At 65.6% G+C, this 17,097-nt stretch carries 18 protein-coding genes; 7 read left to right on the top strand and 11 right to left on the bottom strand.

What is annotated here, in order from left to right; genetic code table 11:
- Positions 1-150: 150 nt before the first annotated feature.
- The 3 genes from KW830_RS05145 to KW830_RS05135 all read right to left on the bottom strand — a co-directional run bounded on the left by KW830_RS05145 (position 151) and on the right by KW830_RS05135 (position 2,713).
- Positions 151-678 (bottom strand): PepSY domain-containing protein, encoded by a 528-nt coding sequence (locus tag KW830_RS05145; protein ID WP_218332355.1) that lies wholly within the window; start codon positions 676-678, stop codon positions 151-153.
- A 258-nt stretch (positions 679-936) separates the two neighbouring features.
- Positions 937-2,145: a tryptophan synthase subunit beta gene (trpB, locus tag KW830_RS05140; RefSeq protein WP_218332354.1), complete on the bottom strand. Its 1,209-nt coding sequence runs from the start codon at positions 2,143-2,145 to the stop codon at positions 937-939.
- A gap of 109 nt (positions 2,146-2,254) precedes the next feature.
- A complete protein-coding gene (locus KW830_RS05135) occupies positions 2,255-2,713 on the bottom strand; it encodes an SRPBCC family protein (protein ID WP_066534342.1) in 459 nt (152 codons plus the stop codon).
- 313 nt (positions 2,714-3,026) lie between these two features.
- On the opposite strand from KW830_RS05135, the gene KW830_RS05130 reads away from it, so the two are divergent.
- The 4 genes from KW830_RS05130 (at position 3,027) to KW830_RS05115 (ending at position 5,391) form a co-directional block, all read left to right on the top strand.
- A complete protein-coding gene (locus KW830_RS05130) occupies positions 3,027-3,986 on the top strand; it encodes a tripartite tricarboxylate transporter substrate binding protein (protein ID WP_066535967.1) in 960 nt (319 codons plus the stop codon).
- A 326-nt stretch (positions 3,987-4,312) separates the two neighbouring features.
- Positions 4,313-4,612, top strand: a complete 300-nt coding sequence (locus KW830_RS05125; RefSeq protein ID WP_255578192.1) for a hypothetical protein — start codon at positions 4,313-4,315, stop codon at positions 4,610-4,612.
- A gap of 53 nt (positions 4,613-4,665) precedes the next feature.
- On the top strand, positions 4,666-4,926 hold the full coding sequence (gene infA, locus KW830_RS05120; RefSeq protein ID WP_066534340.1) for a translation initiation factor IF-1: 261 nt from the start codon (positions 4,666-4,668) through the stop codon (positions 4,924-4,926).
- Positions 4,927-5,019: 93 nt separating this feature from the next.
- Positions 5,020-5,391: an RNA-binding protein gene (locus KW830_RS05115; RefSeq protein WP_066534338.1), complete on the top strand. Its 372-nt coding sequence runs from the start codon at positions 5,020-5,022 to the stop codon at positions 5,389-5,391.
- 179 nt (positions 5,392-5,570) lie between these two features.
- Here KW830_RS05115 and KW830_RS05110 read toward each other — a convergent pair whose 3' ends face one another.
- On the bottom strand, positions 5,571-6,521 hold the full coding sequence (locus KW830_RS05110) for a LysR family transcriptional regulator (RefSeq protein WP_066534336.1): 951 nt from the start codon (positions 6,519-6,521) through the stop codon (positions 5,571-5,573).
- Between the two features lie 100 nt (positions 6,522-6,621).
- Between KW830_RS05110 and KW830_RS05105 the strand changes: the two genes are divergently transcribed.
- On the top strand, positions 6,622-7,872 hold the full coding sequence (locus KW830_RS05105; protein ID WP_218332353.1) for an MFS transporter: 1,251 nt from the start codon (positions 6,622-6,624) through the stop codon (positions 7,870-7,872).
- Positions 7,873-7,979: 107 nt separating this feature from the next.
- Here the strand turns inward: KW830_RS05105 and KW830_RS05100 are convergent, their stop codons facing one another.
- Positions 7,980-9,458 carry a PLP-dependent aminotransferase family protein gene (locus KW830_RS05100; protein ID WP_218332352.1) on the bottom strand — a complete coding sequence of 493 codons (1,479 nt, stop codon included), beginning with the start codon at positions 9,456-9,458 and terminating at the stop codon, positions 7,980-7,982.
- A gap of 145 nt (positions 9,459-9,603) precedes the next feature.
- Here KW830_RS05100 and KW830_RS05095 point away from each other — a divergent pair, with 145 nt between their 5' ends.
- Both KW830_RS05095 and KW830_RS05090 read left to right on the top strand, forming a co-directional pair.
- The gene (locus KW830_RS05095; RefSeq protein WP_218332351.1) at positions 9,604-10,857 is read left to right on the top strand and encodes a benzoate/H(+) symporter BenE family transporter; all 1,254 of its coding nucleotides are present in this window, start codon (positions 9,604-9,606) and stop codon (positions 10,855-10,857) included.
- A gap of 4 nt (positions 10,858-10,861) precedes the next feature.
- Positions 10,862-11,716: a YggS family pyridoxal phosphate-dependent enzyme gene (locus KW830_RS05090; RefSeq protein ID WP_218332350.1), complete on the top strand. Its 855-nt coding sequence runs from the start codon at positions 10,862-10,864 to the stop codon at positions 11,714-11,716.
- On the opposite strand, the gene KW830_RS05085 is transcribed toward KW830_RS05090, so the two are convergent.
- The 6 genes from KW830_RS05085 to KW830_RS05060 all read right to left on the bottom strand — a co-directional run bounded on the left by KW830_RS05085 (position 11,704) and on the right by KW830_RS05060 (position 17,055).
- Positions 11,704-13,224, bottom strand: a complete 1,521-nt coding sequence (locus KW830_RS05085; protein ID WP_218332349.1) for an aldehyde dehydrogenase family protein — start codon at positions 13,222-13,224, stop codon at positions 11,704-11,706. The genes KW830_RS05090 and KW830_RS05085 overlap by 13 nt on opposite strands.
- Positions 13,221-13,583, bottom strand: coding sequence for a hypothetical protein (locus KW830_RS05080; protein ID WP_066534326.1), 363 nt, complete (start codon positions 13,581-13,583; stop codon positions 13,221-13,223). The genes KW830_RS05085 and KW830_RS05080 overlap by 4 nt, the downstream gene beginning before the upstream one ends.
- A 37-nt stretch (positions 13,584-13,620) precedes the next feature.
- Entirely contained in the window at positions 13,621-14,739 is a 1,119-nt protein-coding gene (locus KW830_RS05075) for a saccharopine dehydrogenase family protein (protein WP_066534323.1), read from the bottom strand.
- Positions 14,740-15,018: 279 nt separating this feature from the next.
- Positions 15,019-15,912: a 3-hydroxyisobutyrate dehydrogenase gene (gene mmsB, locus KW830_RS05070; RefSeq protein WP_066534322.1), complete on the bottom strand. Its 894-nt coding sequence runs from the start codon at positions 15,910-15,912 to the stop codon at positions 15,019-15,021.
- Between the two features lie 127 nt (positions 15,913-16,039).
- Positions 16,040-16,441, bottom strand: a complete 402-nt coding sequence (locus KW830_RS05065) for a DUF488 domain-containing protein (protein ID WP_066534320.1) — start codon at positions 16,439-16,441, stop codon at positions 16,040-16,042.
- Positions 16,442-16,512: 71 nt separating this feature from the next.
- Entirely contained in the window at positions 16,513-17,055 is a 543-nt protein-coding gene (locus KW830_RS05060) for a TfoX/Sxy family protein (RefSeq protein WP_066534319.1), read from the bottom strand.
- Positions 17,056-17,097: the final 42 nt, after the last annotated feature.

Raw genomic sequence — 17,097 nt, 5'->3', positions numbered from 1 at the left:
GCCGCTGGCGCAGGGCCACGCGCAGCAGGTTTGGGGCGATGGCAATGGACAGCGGCGGGTGGCATGCAGCCACCGCCACTGGCCAGGAGCTCCTGGCATGAACAGCGCCGTGCGCGGGAGTAGGAGCGGGGCTGGTCTTGCGTTCCGTGTTCAATCGCGCTTGGCGCGGATCACCCGGCCGTCGGCCGCATCCACCTTGACCTCCATCAGCACGCCATCGGCCTGCAGCACGTTGACCTGGTAGCTGGTCGTGCCCCAGTGGTTGTCCAGTTCGGCACTGACTGCGGTGCCGGGGGTATGTGTGGTGGCAGACTGGATGGCTTGGGGCAGGCTGGCTTTGGCACTTTCCAGGCGCTGCAGGTCTTTGCGTTTGGCCTTGCCGTCGTTCTTGTACGGGGTGGCCTGGCCGGTCACGGCATTCACCCAGACCTCGACGCTCTCGCCATTGGGGGTGATGACTTCCAGCTCGTAACGGGCTCCTGCCTGATCGCCTTTGTCCAGTTCGGCTTCGATCACTGAGCCCGGCACGGCGCGGGTGGCGTTGTCGATGGCCTGGATCAGGCTGAGCTTGGATTGCGCCGTGAGCTGAAGCCATTCCGCGCCCGATTTGGCGCTGGCCAGGGTGCAGAACGCCGCCGTGGCAAGGGCAAGAGCGGAAATACGAGGTGGAAAGCGCATGCGGGGACTCCTTGTGCAGTGCAAAAAGAAAGGACAAGCTTAGGCGTCGCTGGCGGCCGGGGTGTGTCAGCCTAGACCGGCAATTGGCTCGCTGCAGGCGGGCAAGCAGTGCGGCAGCCGCATCCTCGCCTCGGAAATGCGTGCATCAGCGTGCCGGCGCAGGCGCTCGATGGTGTGGCGCTGACTTCAGTACAGCGCAACGGCCAGGATGTCGTGCGCCCTGGCCGTGCAATGGTCCGAAGAATGGCGGCGCCGTGCTTACAGCCCCAGCGCCTTGGCCACGTAGTCCGCGTCCTTGTCGCCGCGGCCCGACAGATTGACCAGGATATGCTGATCGGAGCCCAGCTGCGGCGCCTGGCGCATGGCCCAGGCCACGGCGTGGGCACTTTCCAGTGCAGGAATGATGCCTTCCACGCGCGACAGCGTCATGAAGGCGTTCAGGCATTCCTTGTCGGTGACCGACTGGTACTGCACGCGCCCCAGGTCTTTCAGATAGCTGTGCTGCGGGCCCACGCCAGGGTAATCCAGGCCGGAGGCGATGCTGTGCACGGCGGCAGGGGTACCGTCGGCATCTTCCAGCACATAGCACTTCATGCCGTGGATTTCGCCGGGCTTGCCCACTGACAGGGTGGCCGCGTGGCGGCCGGGCTGGTCTACCCCTTCTCCGGCAGGCTCTACGCCCACCAGTTGCACGCCGGCATCGTTCAAGAAGGCGGTGAACATGCCCATGGCATTGCTGCCGCCGCCCACGCAGGCGCTGACGTAGTCGGGCAGGCGACCATGCTTGGCCAGGAACTGCTCGCGCGCTTCACGGCCGATGATGCTCTGGAAGTCGCGCACCATCATCGGAAAGGGGTGGGGCCCGACCACCGAGCCAATGGCGTACAGGTAGTCGGTGGGGTTGGTCAGGTACTCGTCGAACGCGCTGTCCACAGCCTCCTTGAGGGTGGCCGCGCCGCGCGTGACGGGCACCAGCTTGCAGCCCAGGATGCGCATCTTGGTGACGTTGGGGTGTTCCTTTTCGATATCGACCTGGCCCATGTGGATTTCGCAAGGAATGCCCACCAGCGCACAGGCCGTGGCCAGGGCCACACCGTGCTGGCCGGCTCCGGTTTCGGCAATCACTTTCTTCTTGCCCATGAACCTGGCCAGCAGTGCCTCGCCCAGGCAGTGATTGATCTTGTGGGCGCCGGTGTGGTTCAGGTCTTCGCGCTTAAGGTGGATCTGTGCGCCGCCCAACTGGGCCGACAGGCGTTTGGCATGAAAGATGGGGCTGGGGCGGCCCACATAGTCGGCAAACAGGTCAGCCAGCTCATCCTGGAAGTCCTGGCGCTGGGTGATCTGCGCATAGGCGACGTTGATGTCGTCCATGGCCTGCTTCAGGTGCGGGGGCACCAGTTGGCCGCCATAGGGGCCGAAGAAGCCCTGTTCGTCGGGCATGGAAGAAAAAGCGGGCAGAGCGTTCATGAAGTGACGGCAAGAGTGGGTGAAAAGATCCCCATCTTGATAGCACGCCATGCTTACAGCAAGCCATGCGAGCTTGCCCGGCTTGTCAACGTGTGGCGATATCAGGTGATCAAGCCATCGTGGATTCGGGCGGAATCTCAGCTTCCACCAGCAACGCCAGCAGTTGCAGCGACTGTTGCCAGCCCAGGTAGCAGGCTTCTGCAGGAATCACCTCGGGCACCCCTTCCTGCACGATGTGGACCTCGGTGCCGCAGACCACGGCACGCAGGTCGACCGTGGTGGTCATGGAGCCGGGCAGGCTGGGGTCGTCAAACTGGTCGCTGTTGCGGATGCGGGTGTTGGGTACCAGTTCCAGGTAGGTGCCGCCAAAGCTGCTGCGCTCGCCGGTGCCCAGGTTGACGAAGGCCATCCGAAAGCGCCCACCCGTGCGGGCATCCATTTCCAGCACCTCGCAGACGAAGCCATGGGGCGGCATCCATTTGGCCAGGGCCGCAGGGCTGGTGAAGGCGCGGTAGATGCGCTCCGGCGGAGCCTGGAGCACGCGGTGCAAGCGGATGGTGTGGGCCATGTCCAGCTCCTGTGGGCGGTGTGAAGGCGCTCAGCCTAGCGCTTTGTCGCAGGTGTGGCGAGCCAAAGCCCTGGCTGTGCCGTGGCAAAGCGCACCGGCGGCCCAGGTGGGTGATGCTGGGCGGTGCGCCGGGAGCTGTCGCCTGCAGGACGGAAGGGCAGGGTTGCTGCCAGGGTTGGGGGGCGGGGCGCGCTCCTACAGTGTCCAGAACGTGCCGGCGATGGCTGCAATTGCGCAGCGAAGAGAACAGCGCCTGCACGTTGCAAAGGGGTAGTCCGCCAGCGGTGGCGGGGCCCATGTGAAAGGCAAGAGCATGCAACGCAGAACCCTGATCGCCCTGTGCGCTTCCCTGGCCGCAGTGGCCACCATGCCCCAAGCGGGCGCACAAGGCGCATACCCCAACCGGCCCATTACACTGATCGTGCCCTATGGCGCGGGCGGGGTGACCGATGTGATCGCCCGTGCGCTGGCACAGGGCATGTCCAAGCCGCTGGGTCAAACCATCGTGATCGAGAACAAGCCTGGCGCCGGTGCCTCCATGGGCGTGGTCGACATGAAGAACGCCAAGCCCGACGGCTACCGCCTGACGCTCACGCCGGTGGGCATCTTCCGCCAGCCCCATATACAGAAAGTGAATTTCGACCCTGTGGCCGATGTCAGCTATGTGGCGGCCTTCATGACCTATGACTTCATTCTGGCTGTGCCGGCCAATTCGCCCTTCAAGAGCGTGAAGGATGTGGTGGATGCTGCCAAGCGCGACCCAGGCAGCGTTGACTACGGGACCCCTGGGAAGTTCTCGGCCAACCACGTGACCATGGCGCAGCTGGAGCAAAAGACCGGAGCCAAGTTCACTCATGTGCCGTTCAAGGGAGATGCGGATTCCATCAACTCCCTGCTGGCCGGCCACACCAAGACGGCCGTGTTTGCCAACAGCGTGCAGCCGTACCTGACCAGCGGCAAGATGCGGGCGCTGGCCATTGCCTCCGACAAGCGCACCGAAGCCTTTGCCGATGTGCCCACCTTCCGCGAGCTGGGCTATGCATTTGACGTACCGTCGCCGCTGGGCATTGCAGGTCCCAAAGCGCTGCCCGCCGAGATCACGCAAAAGCTCGAAGCGGCCATCCAGTCCGCCATGCAGGAGCCCGCCTTCAAGCAGGTGGCTGCCAACTACGGCATCCGCCTGGAATACCGCAATGCCCAGGAGTACAGTGCCTTTGCCAAAAAGGCCTTTGCCGAGGAGAAGGACATCGTCAAAGCGATCGGACTGGACTGATGATTCCTGCGGGCTGCTGGGTGGTGCGTTCTGCACTGCCCGGCGGGCGCCGGGTCGGCATCCGCTGTCGGATCGCGAGGCCTTGCAGTGAAGGCCTTCCAAATCCCCAGGACATTGCTTGCTGCTATAGTGTGGCGCACTGCAGCAAGGTCCATGGACTGCTGGCAGCACATTCTGGCCTTCCGCTGGCACCGTACGGCAAGCGCTCCAAGGCCCATCGCATCAGACGATGACTGTACTTTCTGTCCTGCGGCTTCTGATCCGCTGGTCTTCCCGCCCTGAACCTTCCAGGGGCCGGAAAAATTTCTCCCTCGCACCCCAACGCGTTGAGCGGGCTTGCTTTTGAGTCCTTCCTTTTTGTACCGGTGTTCTTGCACCACGTTCTGTTGTTGAACCACTCCTTCTCTCTTTCCCAGGTCGTCGGTAAATACCTTCTGTCTCCTGGTTCGGTGCCCATGCCCGACGGGCACTACACCGCCTCCCTTTCGATTCGCAGCGGCCACGGCACGGCCACCCATGACCGGGTGTTCCGCTTTGTGCCGCAATTCCGCTCCGCCCAAGCTGCCGTGGCCTACGCCATGGAGCAGGGGATGTGTTTGTTGCGCCAGCCTGGTCTGCCGGCCTGAGCGCACAACACCTTCGGGATAGATCCCCCCAGTTTCATTCAGTCAGAGCCCTCATGTCGAAAGAAGATCTCATTGAAATGCACGGACAGGTGATGGAAGTGCTGCCGGACTCACGTTTTCGCGTGACGCTGGACAACGGCCATTCCCTGGTTGCCTACACCGGTGGCAAGATGCGCAAGTTCCGCATCCGCATCCTGGCGGGTGACAAGGTTTCGCTGGAGATGTCGCCCTACGACCTCACCAAGGGCCGCATCACTTTCCGCCATATCGAAACACGCTCCGGCGGCGCTCCTTCGGGACCGCGGCGCCGCTAAGTTCCGGGCGGTGCGTTCCTGTAGGGCGCGCCGCCCACCCTATGTCCATTGCAGCATCTGCTGCACGGTCATTTTTCCCCTGAAAGTTCAACCATGAACAACAAACTCTACGTCGGTAACCTCTCTTACTCCATTCGCGACAACGATCTGGAACAACAATTCGCCCAGTTCGGCAACGTGGCTTCCGCCAAGGTCATGATGGACCGCGACACCGGTCGCTCCAAGGGCTTCGGCTTTGTGGAAATGGCTTCGGAAGCCGAAGCACAAGCTGCCATCGAAGGTCTGCACGAGCAGTCCTGGGACGGTCGCAACATGATCGTCAACGTGGCCCGTCCTCGTGAAGAGCGTCCTGCCGGCTTCGGCGGCGGCGGCTTCCGTGGCAACAACGGCGGCGGCGGTTTCCGCGGCGGCAATGGCGGTGGTTACGGCGGCGGCCGTGGCAACGGCGGCGGCTACGGCTACTGAGCGAAGCGCTGATTGAGCGCCTGCAACACACAGAGAGATCTGGAATACCTGGTACTCCGACCTCTGTGCAGGCGCCAATGGGCCCGCAAAAAAGCTCCCCTGGTGGGAGCTTTTTTCATGGGTGCGTGGCAGGCGGCGCCATCTGAGATGTCGGTCGCAGCGGTGCACAGAAAGTCATTTCAGCGCCGTGCCGAGCCGCGTGTGGCGGCTCGCATGCCCGTGAGCCCGGGCATGGCGGCACGCATGGCATCCAGAAAGCAGCGCAGCCGTGCAGGGTAGAAAGCGGCCTGCGGGTAGACCAGGGAGACGGGCAGTGGCGCGGCCTCCCAGCCCTCTACCAGATGCTGCAGCCGGCCGGCGCGCAGATCGTCCTGGACCATCCAGGCCGAGGCAATGCCGACCCCCAGACCGGCCAGTGCGGCGCTGCGCAGGGCATACAGGCTGTCGGTGGACAGCCGGGGCTGGATGGCAAAGCGCTGCATGCCGTGCTGGGCATGGGTCAGACACACTTCGCGCTGGTAGAAGGTGTTGAGTGCCATCCACGGCCAGTCTGCCAGGTCCTGTGCGGCAGTGGCTGGCGGGTGCTGGGCGACCAGGGGCGGGGCTGCCACCACGATGCGGGGGACTTCGGCCAGACGCAGGGCGATGGCTGCAGGGTCCAGCACCTGGCCAACCTGGATGGCGCAGTCAATGCCTTCGGCAATAAAGTCGGCACGGCGGTCATGCAGCAGCCATTCCACCTGCACCTCGGGGTAGCGGCGCAGGTAATCTAGCAGCGGCGCCATGAGCTGGTCCTGGCCAAAGGCGTGGGGCACCAGCACGCGCAACTGGCCGCGCGGTACATCCTGCACGCCGCGCAGATCGGCCTCCATGGCCTCCCATTCATGCACCAGCGACTTGGCATGGGCGTAGCAGCGTTCGCCGTCCACGGTCAGCTTCATGCCGTGGGTGGAGCGTTGCAGCAGACGCAGGCCCAGCGTGCGCTCCAGTTGCTGCAGGCGGCGGCTGACGGTGGGTTGGGTGGTGCCCAGCTGCAAGGCTGCGGCCGAGAGGCTGCCTGCTTCCACGATACGCACCAGCGTGTGCATCAGCGCAATGCGGTCGCTGCCGGCAGAGAGAGTTGTTTCCATACGTAGAGCGTATAGCAGATCTGCATGCCAGACCACTACACAAGCGCCTGCTGACTCCAGATACTACGCAGCATTCGAAACAAAACCACAGATGGACACCATGTCATCCATTCAATCTACGTATGAAGAGCGTCCTACCGGCGCTACCGCGGCACCTGCTGCAGCCGTGCCAATCCCTGCACCACAGGCCATTGGCGCGCCGTTGCTGCTGTTGCTGGCTGCGGCCGCTGGCGTCAGCGTGGCGTCGCTGTACTACAGCCAGCCCATGCTGGGCCTGCTGGGGGCCGATATGCAGGCGTCCGCGAGCACTGCCGGCTGGGTGCCCACGCTGACGCAGCTGGGCTATGCGCTGGGCATTCTGCTGCTGGCCCCGCTGGGGGACCGGTATGACCGCCGCCGCATCATTCTGGTCAAGGCCGTGGCCCTGGTAGGGGTGCTGCTGGCCAGCGGACTGGCGCCCGGCATGGGCAGCCTGCTGGCAGCCAGCCTGGGCGTTGGCCTGGCTGCCACGATGGCGCAGGATGTGGTGCCTGCTGCAGCCACACTGGCCCCTGCCGCCCAGCGTGGCCGCATGGTGGGCACGGTGATGACCGGGCTGCTGCTGGGCATCTTGCTGTCCCGTGTGGTCAGTGGCCTGGTGGCCCAGCTCTGGGGCTGGCGCAATATGTACCTGCTGGCGGCATCGGCCATGGCCGTGCTGGTTGTGGCGGTGTGGCGCGGCCTGCCGCACTTTGCGCCCACCACCCAGCTGGGCTGGCTGGCGCTGATGCGTTCCATGTGGGAACTGTGGCGCCAGCATGCTGCCTTGCGCCGCGCGGCCCTGGCACAAGGCCTGCTGGCGGTGGGGTTCAGCGCCTTCTGGTCCACGCTGGCGGTGATGCTGCACAGCCAGTTCCAGCTGGGTGCCGCCGCTGCCGGTGCGCTGGGACTGGCCGGCGCGGCGGGCGCCCTGGCCGCGCCACTGGCCGGGCGCATGGCCGACCGCCGTGGCCCCGAACTGGTGACGCGCGCAGGCGCTGCACTGGCAGCGGCAGCCTTCGCCAGCATGGCCACCGCGCCCTGGCTGGGCGCACAGGGCCAGTTGCTGCTGATCGTGGCGGCGGCCGTGGTGTTTGACTTTGGTGTGCAGGCCGTGCTGGTGGCTCACCAGACGATTGTCTATGGCATTGCGCCCGAGGCGCGCAGCCGCCTGAATGCGCTGCTGTTTACCGGCATGTTCGTGGGCATGGCCGGTGGTGCAGCCCTGGGCAGCTGGGTGCTGGACCATGCGGGTTGGTTGGGCGTGGTGGCGCTGGCCACGGTGTCTGCCCTGGCCGCCCTGGCGGTGCGCTGCTGGCCCCATGCCCGTTGAGTGCTGCGGAAACCCTCGGCATGCGCCGTGAGGCCGCCCCGGGCGCATGGCGTGTGCCTTGTTCTCACGGGGCAGTGTGCGACTCTGCACCAAGGGTGCTATCGGTCTCAGGCCGGGCGGGGTAAGGTGCGCAGCACCTCGGCCAGCCGGCGCACGCCGGCTTCGAGCTCCATGGGGCTGTGGGCTGCAAAGCCCATCAGCACGCCCTGGTGGCGCGGTGTGCCGCTGTAGAGCGCAGACAGTCCTGCCAGGGTGATGCCGGCACGCGCTGCGGCAGCCACCAGCTGCGCTTCCGGCAGCCCGCCGCGCAGGTGGCAGGCCATTTGCATGCCACCTGCGGGCACCTGGGGCTCCAGCCAGTCGGCCAGATGCGTGCGCAGCAACCGGGCCAGCACATCGCGCCGGTGGGCGTAAACGGTGCGCATGGTGCGGATGTGGGCACCCAGGTGACCGCCTTCGATGAAGCGCGCCAAGGTCAGCTGGGCCAGGGGAGCGCTGTGCCCGTCCTGCAAGGAGCGGGCCACGGTCATGGGGGCCACCAGCGCGGGCGGCAGCACCATATAGCCCAGGCGCAGGCCTGGAAACAGCGATTTGCTGAATGTGCCGATATAGAGCGTGCGCCCGTGGGCATCCAGCCCCTGCACACAGGCCGTGGGCTTGCCCGCGTAGTGGAATTCACTGTCGTAATCGTCCTCGAGGATCCAGGTCTGGTGTTCCCGGGCCCAGGCGATGGCGGCCAGCCGCCGCTCCAGCGACAGCGTGGCACCGGTGGGGTACTGGTGCGACGGGGTCAGAAACATGGCCTGGGCGGAGGGTGCGGCAGCAAGGTGCTGCATCTGCATCCCATCGGCATCCAGCGGGACGGGTTGGCAGACCAAGCCGGCAGCATCAAAGGCCCTGCGTGCACCGTGGTAGACCGGGTCTTCGATCAGGATGCGGTCACCCGGGTCCAGCAGTACCTGAGCGCACAGGCCCAGCGCCTGCTGTGAGCTGGTGAGGACCAGCACCTGTTCGGGTGTGGCGCGGGCTCCGCGCTCCAGATTCACATAGTCGGCAATGGCCTGTCGCAGGGGCAGCATGCCCTGCGCCGGGCTGTGCTGCAGGGCGCGGTGGCCGTACTCCTTGAGCACCTGGCGCTGCAGCCGTTCCCAGGCTGGCAATGGAAAGTTGCGGGTCTCGGGCACGCCGGGCACAAAGGCATGGGGCGCCGGAAAGTCGCTGACGCCACCGGCGGCCAGCATGGCCTGGCCGCGCCGGCTCAGCTGTGGTGCTGTGGCGGTGGGGGGCACTGCGGGGCGGACAGGCAGGCTCCGCGCCTGCTGGGACACCCGGCTACCGCTGCCCACGCGCCGGGTAATGAAACCTTCGGCGTGCAGCTGGCTGTAGGCCGTTTCCACCGTATCGCGCGAAACCGCCAGCGATTGCGCCAGCGCGCGGGATGCAGGCAGGGGGCGCCCTGCTGCCAGCAGGCCATCGAGGATCAACTGCCGCAGGCCGCGCTGCAGGCGGGCGTGCAAGGGCAGGGCATGGTGGGCCGGATCGGCCATCCAGGCTTTGACGGATTCAAGCAAGGCGTGTTTGAACAATTGGTCTGGCTATTCGTGAAAAAGTGGTTGGAATCAGCATGCCATTGGGATTTTATAAACGGCGCATGCCCAGGCCACCGTCCAGCCAGGTTCCAGCTGCCGCACAGGCCAGGGCGCATTTGATCTGTTGGAAAGTTGTTCAGGCATGCCTCATATCCCGGCTCCCGTTTCTGTGTCCACGCGGCTGCGGCTGCGTGATGTGTTCCACCCTGCCGTGGCGGGGCTGGTATCGGTCATCGTCAACTACGGCGGTACCTTCATTCTGGTGTTTCAGGCGGCCCGGGTGGCCGGGCTGGATGCCGCGCACACGGCTTCCTGGGTGTGGTCGCTCTCCATTGGCGTGGGTCTGACGGGCCTGCTGCTGAGCTGGATGACACGTGCCCCCATCATCACGGCTTGGTCTACGCCGGCGGCGGCGTTTTTGGTGACGGCATTGGCCAGCACGCCCTATGCCGAAGTCGTGGGCGCTTACCTCGTATCGGCTGCGGCCTTTGTGGTGCTGGGGCTGTCGGGGGGCTTTGAGCGTGTCATCCGGCTGATTCCTCCGGGCGTGGCCACGGGGCTGCTGGCGGGGATTCTGCTGCCCTTCGGCATGCGGGCCTTTGGCGGCATGGCGGTGGAGCCGACACTGGCGCTGCTGCTGATCGTGGCCTATGTGGTGCTCAAGCGCATTGCCGCGCGCTATGCAGTGGTGGGCATTCTGCTGCTGGGGCTGGCGTTCCTGGTGCTGCAACAACGCGTGGACCTGGCGGGGCTGTCGCTGCAGTTGGCGGCACCGGTGTATACCGCACCGGCCTGGTCGCTGGACAGCCTGCTGAGCGTGGCCCTGCCATTGTTTCTGATCACCCTGACGGGGCAGTACATGCCGGGCATGCTGGTGTTGCGCAACGATGGCTTTGCCACCAGTGCCAACCCGATCGTGACTGTGACCGGTCTGGGCTCTTTGCTGATGGCTCCGTTTGGTGCGCATGCCTTCAATCTGGCGGCCATCACGGCAGCCATTGCCACGGGGCGCGAAGCCCATGAAGACCCGTCCAAGCGGTGGATTGCGGGAGTGACCGCAGGCCTAGCTTACTGTCTGGTGGGGGTGTTCGGGGTAACGCTGGCTGCCGTCTTCATGGCCCTGCCGGCTGCGTTCACCACCACGCTGGCGGGACTGGCCCTGCTGGGCACCCTGGGCGGCAGTCTGGCGGCCGCCCTGGCCGATGCCCGTACCCGCGAGGCGGCGCTGATCACCTTTCTGGCTGCAGCGGCCAACATCCAGTGGCTGGGCGTTGGCGGCGCGTTCTGGGGCCTGGTGATCGGTCTGCTGGCCCATGCCGTGCTGCATGGCCGCATGCCCTGGCGCCCGGGGAGTGCTGCACCGCTGGCAGCGACCTCCTCTGTCACCAAGGCCTGAACCTATGTCGGCTCCAAATTTCTTTCCCCCTGCGACCCGCACCGGCCATGACCAGCATGGTCGCTATCCCCAGGCCCTGACTCTGGCGGACTTTCAACACAATCTGGCTGCGGTCCAGGCCCGCATGGCGGCGGCCTGCCAACGCGCTGGGCGGGATGCGGCCAGCGTGCGGCTACTGCCGGTGAGCAAGACCAAACCCGAAGCCAGCCTGCGCCTGGCCCATGCGGCGGGTTGCCGGATGCTGGGCGAAAACAAGGTGCAGGAGGCCTGGGGCAAATGGGAGTCTTTGCAGGACCTGACCGATCTGCGCTGGTCGGTCATCGGCCATCTGCAAACCAACAAGGCCAAGCTGGTGGCGCGCTTTGCCAGCGAATTCCAGGCCCTGGACAGCCTGCGCCTGGCCGAGGCCCTGGACCGCCGCCTGCAGGTAGAAGGGCGCGCGCTGGATGTCTTTGTCCAGGTCAATACCTCGGGCGAGGCCAGCAAATACGGGCTGGCACCCGAGGCGGTGCCAGCGTTTCTGCGCGCCTTGCCCGCCATGTCTGCGCTGCGGGTGCGCGGCCTGATGACGCTGGCGCTGTTCTCCCGTGACAGCGCGCGGGTTCGCCAGTGTTTTGTGTGCCTGCGCGGGCTGCAGGACCAGTTGCGGCACAGTGCACCGGCGGGCATGTACCTGGACGAGCTGTCCATGGGGATGTCAGGTGACTTTGAAATAGCGATCGAGGAGGGCGCTACCGTGGTGCGCGTGGGCCAAGCCATTTTCGGTGCCCGGGCGGTGCCGGACCAGCTCTATTGGCCTGGACTTGCCGGTCCGGTGGAGGTGGAGGGGGGGGCAGGGCAGCCGCTTCACCCGAACTGAATGCCCTGGGCCAGAGGCAGCTCGCGCGAGTAGTTGATGGTGTTGGTGGTGCGGCGCATGTACTGTTTCCAGGCGTCGGAGCCGCTTTCGCGGTCGCCACCGGTTTCCTTCTCGCCGCCAAAGGCGCCACCAATCTCGGCCCCGCTGGGGCCGATGTTGACGTTGGCAATGCCGCAGTCCGAGCCGGCGGCCCCGAGAAACGTCTCCACCTCACGCAGATCGTTGGAGAAGATGCAGGAGGACAGGCCCTGGGGCACGCCGTTGTTCCAGTCGATGGCCTGCTCCAGCGTGTCGTAGGTCAGCACATAGAGCAGGGGCGCAAAGGTCTCGTGCTGCACGATGGGGGTTTGCGCCGGCATGTCCACCATGGCCGGGGCCACGTAATATCCGTGGGGGAACTGCTCTGCCAGCACGCGCTGGCCGCCGGTCAGCACGGTTCCGCCTTGGGTCTGTGCCTGGGCAAGGGAATGCTGCATCGCATCCCAAGCGGCACGGTCGATCAGCGGGCCCACCAGTGTGCCGGCCTGCAGCGGGTCGCCGATGCGCAGGCTGGCATAGGCTTTCAGGAGCTTTTCCAGCAGTGCGGCCTTGGCACTGCGGTGCACGATCAGTCGGCGCAGCGAGGTGCAGCGCTGGCCTGCCGTGCCCACGGCGCTGAAGACTATGGCACGCACCGCCAGATCCAGATCGGCCGCGGGTGTGACCACCATGGCGTTGTTGCCCCCCAGCTCCAGAATGCGCTTGCCAAAGCGGACCGCCACCTTGGGGCCCACGGCGCGGCCCATGCGGCTGGAGCCCGTGGCGGACACCAGAGCGATCTGCGGGCTGTCCACCAAGGCCTCGGCCACATCGCTGTGGCCGAGCACGATCTGCGCCAGACCCGGCGGAGCACGGTCGCCAAAACGGGCGATCGCCCGCTCCAATGCCTTGAAGGTGGCCAGGCCGGACAACGGGGCTTTCTCCGAGGGCTTGAAGACCACCGGGTCGCCGCATACCAGGGCCAATGCCGCGTTCCAGGCGAACACCGCGCTGGGAAAGTTGAAGGCGGTGATCACAGCGACCGGCCCCAGCGGGTGGTACTGTTCCATCATGCGGTGGCCGGGGCGTTCGGACACGATGGTCTTGCCATGCAGCTGGCGTGACAGGCCGACGGCGAACTCGCAGATGTCCACGCCTTCCTGTACCTCCCCCAGACCTTCCTGCAGGATCTTGCCCACCTCGCGCGAGACCACCTGACCGATATCGGCCTTGCTGCGGCGCAGCTCCTCGCCCCATAGCCGCACCAGCTCGCCGCGCACTGGGGCGGGCACCAGGCGCCATTGCTGAAAGGCCTGGGCCGCGCGATCGATCACGGCCGGCATGGCTGCCACGGGCAGTGCGGCCAACTGGGCCAGCGTTGCGCCGTCGATTGGGGAGCGCACGGTGATGTCATCGCCCTGGTGGGCGGCCAGATCGATGCCGCAGTGCGACAGTACGGTGGAAAAGTCGGTGGCAGAAAGCGCGGTCATGGGTGTTCCGTGGAAGAGGGGTGGGTGGGCATGTGTGGTGGCACGGGTTTCAGCCCGTGGTAGAAGGTCCAGGCCGCTGCGAGGTAGACCAGGGGGTAGGTCAGCGCGTAGGCCGCCAGTTCCAGGTAGGCGGGCAGGCTGTCTGCTGCAAAAAGCAAGGTGTGTACCAGTGCCGCCAGCAATGCGACCGTGTATGCCAGCAGCGCCAGATAGGCTGCGGCCGTGGCCGCCAGCAGCATGGCGCGCCGTCGTACCGGGACCTGCAGGGCACCGGCACGCAACTGCCGGGGGATGTGCAGCAGGCGGTAGACCGCCAGCATGAGCAGAAATGGCAGGGCGATGGCGGGCAGAACAAACATGGCAGCGGGCAGAAAGAGGCAGACCCCGGCAGGGTGATCAGGCGACGGTGTTGCCGGGCGGCGCGGAAGCGGGCAGCAGGGCTTCAACGTAGCGCCCCACACGGGTGTTGCGCAAGGCGGAAAGCGTGCATTGCTCCTGTCGCACAAAGCCTTGTTGCGGCAGCAGGCCCTGGGCACACAATTCCACTGCAGCCAGCGCGCCAGCGGCTGTGGTCAGTTCGATGGCGGTGCGCTGCTGCCCGCGCAGCGGTGCGCCGTAGAGCCGGGTGTTGTGCGTGAGCTGTTCCAGCCGACCGCTGCGCATGCCCGTGGCCGTGGCGGCCATCACCACCATGTCGTCGCGGCTGTGGGGGACAGCACCATCCAGCACCTGGCGCAGCAGATCGCGCCGCTCGATCAGGCGCAGACCGTGCAGCAGCAGGTGCATGGCGTCGCGGTGGCCCGGGTGGCGAATGGTCTTGTAATTCAGATTGCGCACGCGGCCGGCCAGTGTTTCGCACAGCGTGCCCAGGCCGCCAGAGGTGTTGAAGGCCTCGAACACCTGCCCGTCGAGGCTGAGGTTTTCCAGGCCTTCCAGGGGTTGCAGATTGGCGAGCTGGCCGCCCACGATGGCGTCACAGGGGTTGCAGTATTCGTTGATGACGCCGTCCACGCTCCAGGTGAAGTGGTAGCGCAGCGCATTCAGGGCGTGCAGCGTGATCGCGCCCACGCGCAGTTGCAGGTCATAGAGCTCGTCAAACTGCCCGGCCAGATGGCCACCCAGCATGCCGATCAGCCCCGGTGCCAGCCCGCACTGCGGCATCAGCACTGCCCGTGCCTGGGGTGCCAATGCGCGGATGGTGCGGGTGGCCGCCACATCCTCGGTCAGATCAAAGTAGTGCACGCCCCGCTGCGCTGCAGCCGTGGCCACGCGTGCTGCGCAGAAAAATGGCAGGGCATTGATCACCAGAGGGTGCTGGTTCAGCACCGAAGCGAGCGCCGCATCATCCTGCACATCCAGCTGCAGAGGATGCAGCTGAGGATCACCATGGGTCGAGGGGGGATGCATATCGGCCAGCGTGACCTGCGTGCCATACAACTCCACCAGCATGTCGGCGAGGGTGGCGCCGATCTTGCCGGCACCGAGGATCAACACCTTGTCCAGAGCAAACTGCATAGCAACTCCTTGTCCAAGCCACCCACCATCCCGGCGGTGGGGTGACGGCGCGCATGCCGTGCGTGTCAGCCCAATGTAGCGAGGGCCACGAAAAATGCAGACAGGGTCGTGGGGATAAATTTTCTAATGGGGTGTGAGAGCCGCTAACTGAATGAATTTGAATGGATGCTTGAAAGGGAACGCCAGAGAACAGGTGCCGCCGCACCGGTGCACAACGAAAATGCCACCCAATGCAGATTGGGTGGCATCGGCAGGCAAGCAAAGCCGACGGCTACGCCATCATTTCTTTTGCAGCATCTTGATCACGCTGGAGAAGTCCTCCCCTCCATGCCCCGCAATGCTGTGTGCGGCGTAAATGGCGCGGGCCATGCCGCCCAGTGGGGTGCTGGATTTGGTAGTGATGGCGTTTTCCTGGGCCAGCCCCAGGTCTTTCAGCATCAGATCCGTGCCAAAGCCGCCTGCATAGCCTTTGCTGGCGGGCGCGTTTTCGTGCACGCCGGGAAAGGGGTTGTATTTCTCCAGTGCCCAGTTGCCGCCGGAGCTGCGGCGCATGATTTCGCTCAGGACCTTGGGGTCCAGGCCATTGGCTACGCCCAGGGCAATGGCTTCGCTGGTGCCCACCATCAGAATGCCCAGCAGCATGTTGTTGCAGATCTTGGCAGTCTGGCCCGCACCCACGGCTCCGGCGTGGAAGATGTTGGCGCCCATTTTTTCCAGCAGGGGGCGGGCGCGGTCCAGCTGGGCGTCGCTGCCGCCGACCATGAAGGTCAGGGTGCCGGCAATGGCACCGCCAGTGCCGCCGGAGACCGGGGCGTCGATGAAGTCAATGCCCGCTGCTTCAGCGGCCTTGGCCACTTTCTGGCTGGTGGCAGCGGCTATGGTTGAACTGTCGATCACCAGCGCGCCCTTGGCGATGTGCTGCAGCAGGCCGGGGGCGTTGCCGTTGCCCAGGAACAGCGCTTCCACATGCTGGCTGGCGGGCAACATGGTGACGATGGCCTCTGCGCCCTGCACGGCGTCCTGCGCGCTGGTGGCGACATGGCCGCCGGCCGCCACCACCTTGGCGATGGCGTCCTGGCTCAGGTCAAAGGCTTTGACACTGTGGCCGGCCTTGACCAGGTTGATGGCCATGGGGGCGCCCATATTGCCGAGGCCGATGAATGCGATTTGCATGGTGCTGTCTCCTTGGGTGTGTAGGTATGGAAAAGGTTGGCGGTCGGTTCAGTGGTGGCTCACGTGCGGTGGCGTGCTGCCGCCTGGGGGGGGGGAGTGCGGGATGGAATGCTTTCGCCATCCGGGGTCAGTCCGCGGCGATGGCCGCGCCCTTGTCGGCCAACAGCGCGCGCAGGATGCTGCGGTGGCAGCGGGTTTCGTCGTCGCAATAGCAGCCAATGGCAAAGCTGGCCTGTTGCGACAGCGCGGCGAGCAGTTGCAGTGTGCGGTCAGCGCCGGCCTCGGCCATTTCCTTGCGGAAGGCTTTGTTGAACTGCTGCCAAGCCTTGAGATCACCACTCTTTTGCGCGGCCTGGCCCAGGGCCATGGTGTCGGCGCTGGGGGACAGCTCGGGGTACCAGCAGTCGTAGTAGTCGCGGCTGGCAAATTCCGCCTTGGGCACGCCCCGTGGCGGGCGTCGCACGGTACCAATGCGCAGACCTTCGCCCGGGGTGCGGGGGGTGCCGAGTTGGACGATGCGAAGGGGCATGGCGGGGTTCCTGGGGCTTGGCGGGTGAAAGTCTGGGATCGGCTGAACGCGGTGGGCGGGATGGCGGCGGCTTACATGTCGTCGTCATCAAACACCGAATGCTTGCGCGGCGTCACCGTTTTTCGGCTGCCGGTTATTGCAGGTGTTTTGGGCTGCTCAATCGCTTCTGGTGCTCTGGAGGTGCTCTTTTTTATAGAGCGCTTGCGTGCTGCGGCACCGCTTGTCTCTGCGGTGTTCCCCGCAGCGGTTTTCGGTTTGGCCTTCTTGGGGGTGGCCTTGGCCAGCGGGTTGAAGGCCAGGGCCGCGTCAATCCAGTGCTGCCACTGGGCGCGCGTGGCGTAGGCGGCGGGGCCCACCAGAAAATAGCCATCCATCAGCCCGCGGCTCGACAGTGGCCGCACACCCGGTGTCTCTGCGACTTCGGCGTGGGTTATGGGGGGCAGGCGCACCAGCAGCTCGTCATGCTCCACGCCCAGGCACATCTTGCCGTCCACCATGAACACATGGCAGCCGAACATGCGCTTTTCCTCCACATCGCTGCCTTGCTCGGCCAGGGCCTCGCGCACGGCGTCAATCAGTTGCAGCGTATCGTCGGACAGGGGGCGGGCGGGCATGGTAGGGGGGAACGGCTTCTACGGTATGGAAAGTGCGCAGGC

This window comes from Comamonas sp. CMM03, from assembly GCF_019218715.1.
GTDB lineage: Bacteria > Pseudomonadota > Gammaproteobacteria > Burkholderiales > Burkholderiaceae_C > Comamonas > Comamonas terrigena.
Note: the sequence above shows the minus strand (reverse complement) of the source record. Positions and strands in the feature narration are given on the sequence as shown.

Bases quoted from the DNA above. Each gene is read 5' to 3' on its own strand.
- KW830_RS05145 (WP_218332355.1), bottom strand. From the start codon at position 678: ATGCGCTTTCCACCTCGTATTTCCGCTCTTGCCCTTGCCACGGCGGCG.
- trpB (WP_218332354.1), bottom strand. From the start codon at position 2,145: ATGAACGCTCTGCCCGCTTTTTCTTCCATGCCCGACGAACAGGGCTTC.
- KW830_RS05135 (WP_066534342.1), bottom strand. From the start codon at position 2,713: ATGGCCCACACCATCCGCTTGCACCGCGTGCTCCAGGCTCCGCCGGAG.
- KW830_RS05130 (WP_066535967.1), top strand. From the start codon at position 3,027: ATGCAACGCAGAACCCTGATCGCCCTGTGCGCTTCCCTGGCCGCAGTG.
- infA (WP_066534340.1), top strand. From the start codon at position 4,666: ATGTCGAAAGAAGATCTCATTGAAATGCACGGACAGGTGATGGAAGTG.
- KW830_RS05115 (WP_066534338.1), top strand. From the start codon at position 5,020: ATGAACAACAAACTCTACGTCGGTAACCTCTCTTACTCCATTCGCGAC.
- KW830_RS05110 (WP_066534336.1), bottom strand. From the start codon at position 6,521: ATGGAAACAACTCTCTCTGCCGGCAGCGACCGCATTGCGCTGATGCAC.
- KW830_RS05105 (WP_218332353.1), top strand. From the start codon at position 6,622: ATGTCATCCATTCAATCTACGTATGAAGAGCGTCCTACCGGCGCTACC.
- KW830_RS05095 (WP_218332351.1), top strand. From the start codon at position 9,604: ATGCCTCATATCCCGGCTCCCGTTTCTGTGTCCACGCGGCTGCGGCTG.
- KW830_RS05090 (WP_218332350.1), top strand. From the start codon at position 10,862: ATGTCGGCTCCAAATTTCTTTCCCCCTGCGACCCGCACCGGCCATGAC.
- KW830_RS05085 (WP_218332349.1), bottom strand. From the start codon at position 13,224: ATGACCGCGCTTTCTGCCACCGACTTTTCCACCGTACTGTCGCACTGC.
- KW830_RS05080 (WP_066534326.1), bottom strand. From the start codon at position 13,583: ATGTTTGTTCTGCCCGCCATCGCCCTGCCATTTCTGCTCATGCTGGCG.
- KW830_RS05075 (WP_066534323.1), bottom strand. From the start codon at position 14,739: ATGCAGTTTGCTCTGGACAAGGTGTTGATCCTCGGTGCCGGCAAGATC.
- mmsB (WP_066534322.1), bottom strand. From the start codon at position 15,912: ATGCAAATCGCATTCATCGGCCTCGGCAATATGGGCGCCCCCATGGCC.
- KW830_RS05065 (WP_066534320.1), bottom strand. From the start codon at position 16,441: ATGCCCCTTCGCATCGTCCAACTCGGCACCCCCCGCACCCCGGGCGAA.
- KW830_RS05060 (WP_066534319.1), bottom strand. From the start codon at position 17,055: ATGCCCGCCCGCCCCCTGTCCGACGATACGCTGCAACTGATTGACGCC.